Genomic DNA, 12,517 nt, shown 5'->3' on the forward strand with positions numbered 1-12,517 from the left:
TATATAGTAAGTATGGTTATATAACCAGTTTCAATTCATGCCAGCCTTGTGTAGTCCAGCACTCAGAACTACCACCGAGACAACACTTAGCCACCGGTAGTTGTTCATTGCACTTTTTACAGCGCCTATTATTTAATTCTGTAATTAATGATATAACTGAACAGTCATCAATTCTAATCAACATTGAGAGATATTCAGCGATATCATATGGCTCTCTTCCTGGTCTACGTAATGCGCAATTTCTTTGAAGCATTGCTAATTCTTGCTCATCAAGAAATAACTCTATTTTAGTAACGCCTGATTCCTTTTGCCGCTTACGTTGTTCAGCTTTGCGTTCCGCTGGCGACTTAGCCATTGAATGAAACTCCTATTACAGTAACAACGACACACCAGATAAATATAAAAACTAAATATGTTTTTAGCATTGGTCTTGCCTCTTTAGAATCGTTTGTCTAGCCGATAGAGCGGGATATTGACTGATTCTGAACTTTGTTTTTCTGCAAACAAATAAGTGAATACTTTCAAATCTGAAATATCTTTCTCTGATGCATAAACAACAGGCTCTAAGTTATTAATGCGCTCTAGTTCATTGCATACATCAATTATGTCTTGCCAGTTATATTCATCAACGCCCTCACCAGAGTTTATTTTATTTTTTAAATGCTTCGCTATTTCCAATATCTCTTTATTCATTTTTTTGCTCCAGTGCGGTTTTAATCCATTCTTCAGCTTGCTCATTACATGCAAGAACACTACTCATCATTAATTCAATATCAATTGATTCTTTAGCTACATGAGTTAATTGAGCCATCATGTAAGCGAACTGCTTTTCTTCACAATTAATAAAGTTTGCAAAGTATGCACTTATCAAATGATTGCGAGCATATAGAACGCCTAATTTCATTTGTTCCCTATCAAATTGCTGCCTTGATTTATCCATCACTCCACCTTTAATCTTCTGGCTGTACCCAGTAATCAATAAGTGACTCTATTGCATCACTAACAATTACACCCTGCTCAGATTCAGTTAATTGGTTCCATTCATCTTCGGTCATTCCTAAACCTGTTTCAGAGTCAGAGCCAACCTTATTTGTCCTTGCAACTAAAACCATTTGCTTACTCATATTCATTCCTCTTCATTGCATCTATTTAATCGATAGGATTAAAACGTTTCATGGCAAACACTTATTTACCTTCTACACTTAAGCCCGAAAGAGTAGTAACAAGCTGTGCAATTTTCGCCGACCTCCCTGTGTCGGCATTTTTTTATCTAGCTTCCTTGCTAAATTCCATGCCTTAACTATGCTTAAATTGCTTACACAGAGAAACTATAAACATATCTAGACAATCCCTTGCCGTCCGCTCCGTGGCGGCATTTTTTTGCGAATTATCCAAATAAAAGTATCTATTTGTTTGTATTAGTGTAATTTGGTTATCGAAGCCACGTGTAAGCTTCATTTAATGATTAATTCCCTTGTAGTAATTATACCGTCTAAGTCGGCGGTTTTTTTCATTGCATCCCTGCGAGCTAGTGGCGATTCTTTAATCCATAGTAATAACCACGCTTTAACCAGCGGTATATTTTCTTAACTGCGCCGGGCTTGGCTCTAATTTCTTCGTTAATATATAGGCGTCCAATTTTGTTGAATGGTAAACCTGTACAGCCATGGTTAGCGCCATCATTGATAAACAACCAGCGATAATTTTCTAACCATGCATCTGAATTACATTTAGGGCATGGAATAGTTTCCATTGGTTCATATAAATTACCGCTACCATCGCAAGCGTCCATATCCCATAAGTAGCCATCAAAACACTGACTATCTAAATAATGTGCGCCAAAGTCATGGCCTTGATAATCACAGCCAATTTGTACTTTATTTTTCATACTTACCTCGTTAGTTTTTACAGGGTGGCATTCAATCATGACCACTTGTTGTGCATCTCCATCAATAACAGCAATAAGGCTATCGGATGATTGGCAATGCTCATTCAGTCCATGGAGTGAACAATTCATATTCTTAAAATCAAAGCTTTCATGAGTAATACTGGCGTTATTCATCGATATTTACCCCTGTGTTGGTCATAGGAATTTTTGATAAAGTTGTACGTTGTAAAAAACACAATGACTCTGCAGTCTGCTTTGATATATAAACTTGTTTACCTTCACTATTTTCTAAAAAGTAGCGATTTTTCTTCTGTATTAAACTGCGTTTTTTCCCTGTTAGTGAGTGAACCTTACATACCGTGGACTCTTCTTGTTCACGAACTACCCGCCAGCCTTCCTCGCACATTTTGACGCATTTATCATATTTAAAATGCTGTAATAGTTTGGTTGGTTTGCTACTCATACCTTCATCTCCTCACGCCAATGATTTAACCTATCTCTAAAAAATTCCCGATGTACCTCAGGTACTTTTTCAATTTCAACCAGTATTCGTTCCCTATGAATCTTTCGATTTTTCAGTTGCCGAATTAGTCGGCTAGCGAATAAATCAAGCTGCTCCAGTTCGCGATATTCTTCTGGCCATAAAGCACGGTTATGCGGTAATCCATCAGGTAAATATTTACCCGACATAATCACCTCGGCTTTTGAGGTTTTAGCTCGGGTTGATAAGGTGCTTTGGTTCTTGCCCTTGCAGCAGAATTAAAGCGTTCAATGTGGCACGGAGAATGGTCCAAACCATCATCGGGCAATATAGGATGATTGCTCCGGACGAGTGACTCGCCGGTGATTGGGTCTTTAATTGTCATTTGGTCTGCCTCTGTATTAATGGTCACGGCTTGGTCTAGCCTTATTAACGACTTAAAATGCTTCTGTAGCTTGTGTTACTTTTTGTGAGTAATTACGCTTACTTTCTTGGCCTTTCATTGACAGCCTTTCCGCTTCGCTTTGGCTAATATTTTTAATGTACGAATTAACCAGTTGCCCGTGGGCTGTGCCAGTATTCCCATCACGATTTAAGCGAAGAATAATTTCCATTAACGATTTATCTGCATTGTTGTTATAAACCGCATCACGGTATAAGCCTATCCATACATCACAATCTTGCTCAATTTGCCCTGTATCTCGACTATCTGCAGGTGTTGGTCGTTTATCTGCTCGTTCTTCCAGTTTACGGTTAAGCTGGGTAAGTAACAGGACTACACAATCCATTTCCTTGGCTAAGTTTTTTAAACCCGTTGTAATGTCACCGTAGGCAATATCGCGACGTTCTGCTGGGGCAGCTTTGATTAATGTCAGATAATCCACAGCAATAAGACCAATTTTCCCTTTAACTCTTTTTATCTTTCGACACTCGGCAATAATATGGTGCAAATCAACACCAGGAGTGCTATCGATATACATGTTGGATTCTGCAATTTCTTCAGCTCTTGCTAATGCTCGAGCCATTTCCATATCATCATGCGCACCGGTATAGAATATATCCGCTGAAACACCACCCTCTTGAGCTATCATGCGCTCAATAATCCCTCGGTCAGTCATTTCAAGGCTGAATAACAATGTAGGTAATCTGTGATTTAAAGCAAAATGAGTCGCTACACGGTTGTAGAACGCGGTTTTGCCCATTTTAGGTCTAGCACCTACGACAATTAGAGATCCTCTTAGCGCTTGCTTGGGAGCCATTAAGTCATCAAGTGATTCGATACCTAAAGTAAAACCAGCGGCATTCGTCGGATCATCAAAACGCCTTTCAACTTCCTCAACCCAGTCGCCTACTACATCACGAGCTGGTCTAAGCCCCTTACTCTTACCTGTTTTAGCATGCTCAATGATGCTTGATACCACTAGCTGGACATTGGCCAATTTATGATTTACTTCAAGGCCATCATTGGCCATCAACATTTCGACGCAGGTGTTTAGATTGTTAATCGCATAACGCTGTATAGCCTTGTCACGGATGATCCGTGCATAATTCACTATGTTTGCTGCTGTTGGTAACATACAAAGCTCAGCAACATAGGCGAAACCACCAACGTTGTCTAAATCACCATTCGCTGTTAGCGCATCGCTCACCGTAATCACATCAGTAGGCTGGTTAGTTTTGATTAGCTTTACGATTTCCGAAAAAATTCGGTTGTGTGCCCATTGATAAAATGACTCGGGTTTTATCAGTGAAATAACTCGCTGACGTTTATCTTCGTCAGTGCTAATCATAAGGCCACCTAGCACAGCTTGCTCAGCTTCAGCGCTATTGGGTGGAACAAAGAGATTATTTGTCATTAGCACGTTCCTCCTTGACGGCAACATAACAACGCTCAGTGGCTAAATAATCCAAATTTTTACGCCGCCATGTACCACCACGCCCATTATCACGATCCTCCATCATCCACCGGCAATGTATTGCGATATACGATAAATAATTTACCCAACGCTCTTGATTGAATTTAAATTTAATCCAAAAGTTTTTGATTTTACGCTTACGCTCATCAGTCAACACTTTGATAGCTGGCATATCAGGTAAAATTTCGTGATATGAATCGATAATTTTTTCATAATTTAATTTAATTTTTGGCGATGGTTTGTTGTCGTCAGGTTCACCTGACGTACCATCAATAATCTCTGTAGTAGTCTCTGTAGTAATCTCTGTATTTGTCTCACGTTTAGAAGTGGGGGCTATCACTTCTGTATGTGGGGGCTGTCCCGTTTCAACGTACCCCCTATCACGTTTAGAAGTGAGACCTGTCACAGAAACAGACTCTATTTTTGTTTGATTATTAATCAATGGGATAGAGTTTGTTATTTCATGAATACATTCAACAACAGGCTCAATAAATACCACATTGTTGCACGGTCCACTTACTGTATTAATCGTACGAAATTCGAGTGTAATAACACCTTTTGCTTTCAACCGTTTTATCGCTTCGGTGACTTCCCGTTTTGTAAAGCCAAATTGATCCGCAAATGATTGATAGCTACGTTGCAACTTATCGCTTTGAAACCGCTTGCGCCACCCTTGAAGTTCGCCAGTAAACTCATCCCGAATTTCCGCTGGCCGGTACCAGTAAATAATTTCTGAAAGCAATATGATCCCAATATTATCAGGCTTGCCACTTGGCATTTTGATGTGATGCCACCAGTTCGCAGGGATCACATTACCCGTGATGTTCATGCGCCCTATTTGATTAACGGTTTCTGTCATCAATGAATTATTCACTTTATACCCCCAGTGCTTTGGCTATATCACGGCAGGCGTTCTGGTATTGCTCAGGTGTCAGCTTTTTCGACAGCAGCTTTTTTTTCTGTTGTTCGTACTGCTCCCAAACGCTCAGAGCAGCTGCTCTTCTACCTTCGAAAACGTCTTCGACTTTCTCTCTATCAGCCGGTTTTCCGTTCAACAAAAAACCATTGCGATAGGTAATTTTCTCAATTGTTCTTAGCATTGGTCTTGCCTCTTGAATTAATGCACGCTGGTCTGGCGTGGTATCGCATTTAACGCAATGACTGCATTATTAATATGGTGTGACATGTCACGACCCTCTAATAAAATTTCGCTAATTGCCTCGGCAAATCGCTGTATTGCAATTGAAGCTAGGTAATTTTTTGTATCACCTCGAACCCGGGCGAGTCGTGAAGCCGGTAGTGCAATTTCTATTGCCGGCATTAACTCAGCTATTTTTCTGATAGATGCGGGAGAATCACCACGCAACCAACGAAATATCTGTTGCCGGTTATTATTAATCGCTTTCCAATCAGCCCTACCCGATTCGTCTTCAATCACATGCAAACGCCCTTGTGACCTGTTTTTTACAATGAGTAAATAAGCACGGCTAACTTCAATAGCTACATGCTCTTGACCTTGCTCCGCCGCCCAATCTTCAATTTCGGATCGGACAATATCGATATCAAAATTCATCTACTCGCGTCTCCTGTCGCAAAATTGATTATTAAGAATCAGTTTTTAAAATCGTTATTTGGTAATGTTATTTCATGTACCGTTTAGGATATAGAATTTGCATTTCTGTGATTTTTTCGCCATAAAATTTTACAAGCTTTTCAGCCAATTCTAATGAGGCGGCTTGAGCACCTCGCTCCAATCGGCTTAAATTTCCCACATCGCAATTAATTGCATTTGCAACTTCAGAAATAGTCAGCTGCTTTTCAATACGAATTCTTCTTAATGGTGTTTGCATAACCGCCCCTTAATTTTTAATGCGTACTGCGCATATTAACACACAATCAAATATGCGCAATACGCTTTGTGTGATACGCATAAATAAAGTTGAATAACAGAATGAAAATTGGAACAAAGATCAGAGAAATTCGCAAAAGTAAAGGAATGACAATCCTTGATTTAGCCACCGCTATTAATAGCGATGTGGGCAATATCTCTCGGCTCGAAAGAAATGTTCAAGGCTATAGCGAAAACACCTTGGTAAAAATTGCATCAGCATTAGGAGTTACTGTTTCAGAACTTTTTTCTGAAACCCCAACTCAATCAGATGATATTGAATATATTGGCAAAGTTCCATCAGGGATGGTCCAAGTTATAGGTGAGGCATTTCTTGGTGTTGATGGCGCAGTGGATATGATTGAATCCCATAATGGCTGGTTAAAGATATACAGCGATGACAAGGAAGCTTATGGACTAAAAGTCAGAGGTGATAGTATGTGGCCTCGGATACAATCGGGAGAATATGTCGTTGTTGAGCCAAATACAAATGTCAGGACTGGTGATGAAGTGTTTGTTAGAACTGTCGAAGGTCATAACATGATAAAGATTTTTAACAAAACAAGAGACGGTGACTACCAATTCACTAGTATTAATAATGCTCACAAACCAATAACACTAGAGCCTAGCCAAGTAGATAAAATGCACTACGTTTCGGCCATAGTTAAGCCCACGAAATATATAGATAAATGTGATAGAGAACAACCACTAACCCTTGTCCCTCCTTTAGTTAAATAAGCATTCTAGCCCTCCGTGCATATTGTACCGAGGGCTTTGTTTTGTTCATTATGATTTAATACTTCTAACTACTTGAGCTGCGTCGCGTAACGCACCTTTATGTAAGGTGTTTGTCACCTCTTTTCTATAGCGTTCTAGTTCATCAATTAACATTTCTTTAGTTATAGTTTCACTATTCATTAGTAACCGAATAGTTGCCTGACCTACCTCAGATACCACATGTCTTATTTTTTCTTCATCCAAGTTCATATACCACCTCGATTAAATTTCCCATTAGTTATTTAAGATTAATTTTCATTCAATTAATAGTAAAAATACAATATTAACCGTCCAAAAGGAAAATATTTTTATATAAGAATCATATCGATGCGAATAAAACCCTAATTAATTATGCCTATCACGCAAATATGCGCTTGACGCATATGCGTTTAATGCATATCATTGCATGCATCGAAACAAATACAGCAAGTGTTTTGATAGGTGTTCAAACCAAATTTAGTTTTGCTGTTATGTCGGAGGAGAACCAAAGCTCTCATCACGACCTTTCATGATTACCACGACATGACAGCGAATTTTTGCAGTACCAGGGAATTTAATTAGTTATAGACCAAAGCTACAAGGCAAGACCTGACAGCTCGGAAAGACGGGTATTGATTTACAGACGTAAAAAAACCCACCGAAGTGGGTTCTTTTACCTCGGGTCGCCGACCAAAGCTAACCGAGAGTTCTACTAGCGCGACCAAACGCTAGAAGAGGCAAGACCAATGATAAATCACTGATCACCACTATTTTAAAGGAGCTGCTATGAAAGCACAACCTAAAACCCTAAGTGTTACGCTTTATATCCACGCACAAAAGCAATTTGACGGCTCATACAAATACCGCCCTTATCCATTCAAATATGATATTGAATCTGGTTTAGGCTTTGTCATTGCTGAGCATACTATCGACATTCCCTTTACTGCTCCGTCAAACACTGAGCTAGTTCAATTAGAGATTGATTCACTCAAAGCCGAGCAAAACAAAATTCTTGCTGATGCGCAGGTGAAATCAAGCTTACTGGAAGACCAGATCCAAATGCTTCTCTGCTTAGAGGGCAAGCCCATTTCTAAAACTGACGAACAAATCCCTTATTAAGAGGCAAGACCAATGACAACTTTTATCTGTGTATTTGAGCCTACGACCGAGGCTCGCACTAACAACGGTGCAGTACCGTTAACAATAGCTCTCAATGCTGCAAATGCTAAAATTGCTGCTGCAACTGCAATGATTAAGCTATCTGAGGTTTTCCCTGATTCGATGGATAACTTCAACGTTGATGAGCCTATCATTTGTGAAGACGCTGTAGGTTCCCCCCGCCCTGCACTCGATCAGTTCGATGAAAAATTTGCTGTTGAAAATGAGTTTGACGGTGAGAAATGGCAACCAGTTAAGTATAAAGAATTTAAAAAGCTTGCTACTAAACCTCGCGTAGCTGCTTTGCTGATGTTTGGTAAAACTCAAATTACTGATAAGCAATACACTTTCACATTGAAGTATCTCAATGAAAGTACAGAGGACCCGAAAGTTCGTAATATTGCTACTGGCCTTGCTGAAATCACCAAAGTTTCATTAATGGATGCCGATGAAACAATGGAAATTGCACAGGCGGTTTATGAGCATGCTGATGATAATGTCACCATCGAAGATGCTAAGGCGCTTGGTGAAAGTTGGTTAACCGAGGAACCTGAACTTCCTCCTGTTGAAGATGAGCCTGTCCTTAAACGTGATTATGCCGCACTTGATCTCGAAATTGCCCTCGCACTCTTGGACATTAAACCAAGCGATGCAAAAAGTGCAGATATTCGTAAAGCAAAAGAACTAATCAGCACTGAAGATAAACCTTGGAAACGCTTATCTATGGATTTGCGTACATTCCCTAGCGTTCTAGATATCCCACGTGAAAACATATTTGCACTAGTAACAGAAGCACGCGAGAAGCCTGAACTATTTGATGATGCGAATGCTCGTAAAGCGTTTATCGATTCAAAACTTGGTACCAATAGCCCCAAGATAACCTCACTCGGTAGTGGCCGTTTTGCGGTTGATAATTTGGATACTAAGCCGGCTAACGATGAAACAACAAAAGAGGATATTGAGCCGGCTAAATCAGAAAAACCAAAGCGCTCGAGTAAGAAAAAAGATTCACCGGCTAAAACAGAAAAAGAGCCTGTGAAGGAAGTTATCGTAGAAACCGAACAAGCTCAAATACCGGTAGTTAACCAGCATATTGAGCCTGCAGTTGAGGTCGTCAATGTTCAACAAGATGATTTCCAACACCGCGCCTCTGTATTAGATGAAGTTCTTAATAAAGGCGATAGCGATAATCTCAGCATTTGGAAGCGTGTACAACGTACCGATGCACGTTTTACCAAGCCTTTAGAAGGTATGGGGTTCGTTGGCACTAGCATAAACAGTACTTACATGTTCATGCGTGCTACCGAGATATTCGGCCCTATTGGCGAAGGTTGGGGATATGAAGTTATTGAAGAAAAACTGATTGATGGAAAGCCACTTGTAGAACCTGTTCTTGATGAGCGAAACAAACAAGTCGCGACTAGATTCTTACGTGATGGTGACGGCTCATTATTCTGCGAACAAAACCATTCAATCAAAATCCGTTTTTGGTACATCATAGAATGTGAAACCCGTGGCGAATTTGAAAGTTATGGCGCCACCCCTTATCGGTACCAAACTCAATACGGCATGAAAGTTGATGGTGAAGCCATTAAGAAATCTCTCACCGATGCAATCAAAAAAGCCTTATCTATGCTTGGCTTTAGTTCTGATGTATTCATGGGTATGCATGATAACCCTGAATATGTTGCAAGCAATAAGCTCGAGTATGAAATCAAAGCCGCCAGCGATAACGCTGAAGATGCTACCCGCATTCGCAAAGAGTTAGATGAGAAGTTCACGCGACACACTGAAACTATGCGCAGTGCGGTGACGCCAAACGAATTACGGGGTATCACATCAACCCTTACCCGTGAAATTTCAACGCATGCCAAGTTGGCTAAACAACGTGGCGACAGTGAATATGAAAAATATTTAAACGGCCGTTTGCGCCGGCTAAATGAAATTGAAAAAGAGTGTTTAGACCAACTGAAACAAAAAGAAGAGGCAATCTAATGACCAAGACAACTGCTATTGCAATGGCTGCTGACTACAGCAAATTACAACAACTCGTCGAAACAGGTGAATTCACTGCAGAAGATGTTGCCGATACATTAGAGGGCATCGAGTGTGAACTAGGTGATAAACTGGATGCAATTATGCTTCATGCCCGTAATTTAGAGGGGCAAGCCAAAACGCTGGATGAAGAATCTAAACGCTTGGCTGATCGTAAAAAATCATTCGAAAACCAAGTTAAGAACCTGAAAAAATATGCATTGGATTGCTTGTTAACATCCGGCAAAGACAAGTTAAAAACCACGAAAAATACCTTTACGGCTCGTGCCGGTGTTGTGCGCGTCATTATCGATAATGAAGCAGCTTTGCCCGATGAATTAGTGGATGTTCAGACCATCACTGCCCCCGATAAAAAACGGATTAAAGAAGCGATTGAAAACGGTATTGAAATACCTGGTGCTCACTTAGAAGTCGGTGACCGTTCATTAATGGTTCGTTAATCAATATTGCGCTCAGCAATGGGCGCATATCAGGAGATATTTTTATGGCCATGAAATTAGAAGTCATCATCACTCACGATGAAACTAACAATAAATGCAGCGTTGAGTGGTCAACGGCCGCAACCGAGAACGTGACTCAACAAGAAAAACAAACCCTTACTCAAATACAAAAAGCAGTAATGATCCAGTTTGACTGCCCTGTTAACACAGTCATGCACTAGCGTGACATGTCACGGAGTATTGATTATGAAAAATAATTTAGAAGATTTACACAATCATTTATTTGCTCAATTAGAACGTTTATCTGATGAAGACCTGAAAGATAATGAACTTAAAGCCGAGATAAATCGTGCTAAGGCATTATCAGCCGTTGCCTCACAAATAATCAGTAATGGCCAACTAGCAATCAATGTTCAACGTCTCGCTTATAACGACAAAGTGAGAAAGCCACCAAAGTACTTGGAAGTTAAATCATGAGCCGCTTTGTACATACAGATAAAATGTGTGGATGGATGCGTAAGCATTATTTACTCCCTTTACCTGAATTAACGGATGCTTTTAATCAAGCATTTAATGTTTCTCGTACCAAAGACGAAATAAATGGATTTCGTAAACGCCTGAAATTAAAAACGGGAAGATCAGGTACTTTTCCTAAAGGGAATGTGCCTGCTAATAAAGGGAAAAAAGGGTTAAAGGGGGCTAACTCAGGATCATTCAAAAAGAACAATATACCTCATAATTACCAACCTATTGGTACCGAGGTTATTACTACTGATGGATACATTAAAGTCAAAATCGGACACCCTAGAAAATGGAAACATAAACATATTCTAGTATGGGAGAAACATAACGGCCCTGTTCCAAAAGGACATATTATTAAATTCATCGATTGCAACCCACTGAATTGCAGCATTGATAATTTAATGGCTATTACAAGATCAGAACACGGAGTTATTAATCGTTTTTTCTCAGGTGCTCCCCCTGAATATAAAGATGCAGTCTTACAATTGGCCAAAATAAAGATTGCGATTAGAGGTATAGAAACCAAGAGGCAAGACCAATGCTAAGACACGAACATCAAAAAGACCAGGAAGTAAAAATCACCCTGCCCGATGGATCGTACGGTTTTATTTCAACTGATAGACGTTGCAAAGTCTCTTATGACTTACCCTCATCAATCAAAATTGAAATTCAACCTACTCAAGCAGAACTACAAAGGAGTAAACAATGATTTATGGTTTATTTTTGCTAATTTGTAGTGGTACGGACTGTTTATATAAGCCTTACGGATATACATATCCCGACGAACAAAATTGCCTGATTGATAAAGATACCCTGACTCAACAAGGTATTTTGTCTGAATGTTATCTAATTGATGAAATTATCTCTACCGAGGTTAATTATGGAAAAAAATAATATTACACCCGAATGTAACATTAAACATACAGAATTAGAGATAACAGACCGAGATTACTTTGCTGCTAAACTAATGCCAGCAATAATCATTACGTTAAATGGCCCAGTTGTATTTGAAGAGTGCAAAGGTGATTTTGACTTATACGCTAAGCAAGCCTATAAAATGGCAGATGCAATGATTCGAGCCAGAGAAATAATTTTTGATTAAGCATAATCAGTTTTATTTTATATTTATTATTAGCATGGTGGTTTATTCAAAACCAAAGGATAACCACCATGAAACAACCACAATTAACCCCTTGGGAACCCAAGGAACAATTATTAACTGAGTTTGATATTAAGTTAGGCAAGTTAGCTGCCAGTGTAAAAAACAGACCATGTACTGAAGCTGATATCAAGCATGCCTGCAACATTGCTGACCAACTTATTTTATTAATGATGAGGCAAGACCAAGATGAGACAAAATATCACAGAAGGCTATGATTTATTTCCCCGCGACATTAAGCAAGCGGATATAGG

At 39.6% G+C, this 12,517-nt stretch carries 22 protein-coding genes; 9 read left to right on the forward strand and 13 right to left on the reverse strand.

Annotation, left to right across the window (positions count from 1 at the left end):
* Window positions 1-16 precede the first annotated feature (16 nt).
* The 12 genes from M1E86_RS13010 to M1E86_RS13065 all read right to left on the reverse strand — a co-directional run bounded on the left by M1E86_RS13010 (window position 17) and on the right by M1E86_RS13065 (window position 6,135).
* The gene (locus M1E86_RS13010) at window positions 17-355 is read right to left on the reverse strand and encodes a hypothetical protein (protein WP_239978832.1); all 339 of its coding nucleotides are present in this window, start codon (window positions 353-355) and stop codon (window positions 17-19) included.
* An 83-nt stretch (window positions 356-438) separates the two neighbouring features.
* Window positions 439-693 carry a hypothetical protein gene (locus M1E86_RS13015; protein WP_239978833.1) on the reverse strand — a complete coding sequence of 85 codons (255 nt, stop codon included), beginning with the start codon at window positions 691-693 and terminating at the stop codon, window positions 439-441.
* The gene (locus M1E86_RS13020; RefSeq protein ID WP_239978834.1) at window positions 686-940 is read right to left on the reverse strand and encodes a hypothetical protein; all 255 of its coding nucleotides are present in this window, start codon (window positions 938-940) and stop codon (window positions 686-688) included. The genes M1E86_RS13015 and M1E86_RS13020 overlap by 8 nt, the downstream gene beginning before the upstream one ends.
* A gap of 10 nt (window positions 941-950) precedes the next feature.
* A complete protein-coding gene (locus tag M1E86_RS13025) occupies window positions 951-1,124 on the reverse strand; it encodes a DUF7167 family protein (RefSeq protein WP_239978835.1) in 174 nt (57 codons plus the stop codon).
* 404 nt (window positions 1,125-1,528) lie between these two features.
* Window positions 1,529-2,062: a hypothetical protein gene (locus tag M1E86_RS13030; RefSeq protein WP_213914324.1), complete on the reverse strand. Its 534-nt coding sequence runs from the start codon at window positions 2,060-2,062 to the stop codon at window positions 1,529-1,531.
* Window positions 2,055-2,351, reverse strand: a complete 297-nt coding sequence (locus tag M1E86_RS13035) for a hypothetical protein (protein ID WP_105881077.1) — start codon at window positions 2,349-2,351, stop codon at window positions 2,055-2,057. The genes M1E86_RS13030 and M1E86_RS13035 overlap by 8 nt, the downstream gene beginning before the upstream one ends.
* On the reverse strand, window positions 2,348-2,578 hold the full coding sequence (locus tag M1E86_RS13040; RefSeq protein WP_105881078.1) for a hypothetical protein: 231 nt from the start codon (window positions 2,576-2,578) through the stop codon (window positions 2,348-2,350). Before M1E86_RS13040 ends, M1E86_RS13035 begins: the two co-directional genes overlap by 4 nt.
* A gap of 228 nt (window positions 2,579-2,806) precedes the next feature.
* Window positions 2,807-4,225 (reverse strand): replicative DNA helicase, encoded by a 1,419-nt coding sequence (locus M1E86_RS13045; RefSeq protein WP_198633278.1) that lies wholly within the window; start codon window positions 4,223-4,225, stop codon window positions 2,807-2,809.
* Entirely contained in the window at window positions 4,215-5,159 is a 945-nt protein-coding gene (locus M1E86_RS13050; protein ID WP_198633277.1) for a replication protein, read from the reverse strand. Before M1E86_RS13050 ends, M1E86_RS13045 begins: the two co-directional genes overlap by 11 nt.
* 1 nt (window position 5,160) lies before the next feature.
* A complete protein-coding gene (locus M1E86_RS13055; protein ID WP_163761996.1) occupies window positions 5,161-5,385 on the reverse strand; it encodes a hypothetical protein in 225 nt (74 codons plus the stop codon).
* A gap of 17 nt (window positions 5,386-5,402) precedes the next feature.
* Window positions 5,403-5,858 (reverse strand): toxin YdaT family protein, encoded by a 456-nt coding sequence (locus tag M1E86_RS13060; RefSeq protein WP_213914325.1) that lies wholly within the window; start codon window positions 5,856-5,858, stop codon window positions 5,403-5,405.
* A 67-nt stretch (window positions 5,859-5,925) separates the two neighbouring features.
* Entirely contained in the window at window positions 5,926-6,135 is a 210-nt protein-coding gene (locus tag M1E86_RS13065; protein WP_004912081.1) for a helix-turn-helix domain-containing protein, read from the reverse strand.
* 101 nt (window positions 6,136-6,236) lie between these two features.
* On the opposite strand from M1E86_RS13065, the gene M1E86_RS13070 reads away from it, so the two are divergent.
* Window positions 6,237-6,911, forward strand: a complete 675-nt coding sequence (locus tag M1E86_RS13070) for an XRE family transcriptional regulator (RefSeq protein WP_166264695.1) — start codon at window positions 6,237-6,239, stop codon at window positions 6,909-6,911.
* A gap of 48 nt (window positions 6,912-6,959) precedes the next feature.
* On the opposite strand, the gene M1E86_RS13075 is transcribed toward M1E86_RS13070, so the two are convergent.
* Window positions 6,960-7,160, reverse strand: coding sequence for a hypothetical protein (locus M1E86_RS13075; RefSeq protein ID WP_004912086.1), 201 nt, complete (start codon window positions 7,158-7,160; stop codon window positions 6,960-6,962).
* A gap of 555 nt (window positions 7,161-7,715) precedes the next feature.
* Here M1E86_RS13075 and M1E86_RS13080 point away from each other — a divergent pair.
* The 8 genes from M1E86_RS13080 to M1E86_RS13115 all read left to right on the forward strand — a co-directional run bounded on the left by M1E86_RS13080 (window position 7,716) and on the right by M1E86_RS13115 (window position 12,481).
* Window positions 7,716-8,048: a hypothetical protein gene (locus tag M1E86_RS13080; protein ID WP_181468555.1), complete on the forward strand. Its 333-nt coding sequence runs from the start codon at window positions 7,716-7,718 to the stop codon at window positions 8,046-8,048.
* 12 nt (window positions 8,049-8,060) lie between these two features.
* Window positions 8,061-10,082, forward strand: coding sequence for a hypothetical protein (locus M1E86_RS13085; protein WP_213914326.1), 2,022 nt, complete (start codon window positions 8,061-8,063; stop codon window positions 10,080-10,082).
* A complete protein-coding gene (locus M1E86_RS13090) occupies window positions 10,082-10,582 on the forward strand; it encodes a siphovirus Gp157 family protein (RefSeq protein ID WP_042844832.1) in 501 nt (166 codons plus the stop codon). Before M1E86_RS13085 ends, M1E86_RS13090 begins: the two co-directional genes overlap by 1 nt.
* A 44-nt stretch (window positions 10,583-10,626) precedes the next feature.
* Window positions 10,627-10,803, forward strand: coding sequence for a hypothetical protein (locus M1E86_RS13095; protein WP_165568298.1), 177 nt, complete (start codon window positions 10,627-10,629; stop codon window positions 10,801-10,803).
* Between the two features lie 25 nt (window positions 10,804-10,828).
* Window positions 10,829-11,059 carry a hypothetical protein gene (locus M1E86_RS13100; RefSeq protein WP_163761993.1) on the forward strand — a complete coding sequence of 77 codons (231 nt, stop codon included), beginning with the start codon at window positions 10,829-10,831 and terminating at the stop codon, window positions 11,057-11,059.
* Window positions 11,056-11,649, forward strand: coding sequence for an HNH endonuclease signature motif containing protein (locus M1E86_RS13105; protein ID WP_213914327.1), 594 nt, complete (start codon window positions 11,056-11,058; stop codon window positions 11,647-11,649). The genes M1E86_RS13100 and M1E86_RS13105 overlap by 4 nt, the downstream gene beginning before the upstream one ends.
* A 335-nt stretch (window positions 11,650-11,984) precedes the next feature.
* Window positions 11,985-12,206 carry a hypothetical protein gene (locus tag M1E86_RS13110; RefSeq protein WP_213914328.1) on the forward strand — a complete coding sequence of 74 codons (222 nt, stop codon included), beginning with the start codon at window positions 11,985-11,987 and terminating at the stop codon, window positions 12,204-12,206.
* Window positions 12,207-12,274: 68 nt separating this feature from the next.
* Window positions 12,275-12,481, forward strand: coding sequence for a hypothetical protein (locus tag M1E86_RS13115; RefSeq protein WP_068445434.1), 207 nt, complete (start codon window positions 12,275-12,277; stop codon window positions 12,479-12,481).
* Window positions 12,482-12,517: the final 36 nt, after the last annotated feature.

This window comes from Providencia sp. PROV200 (genome assembly GCF_049901995.1).
In the GTDB taxonomy this organism is placed as follows: domain Bacteria; phylum Pseudomonadota; class Gammaproteobacteria; order Enterobacterales; family Enterobacteriaceae; genus Providencia; species Providencia rettgeri_E.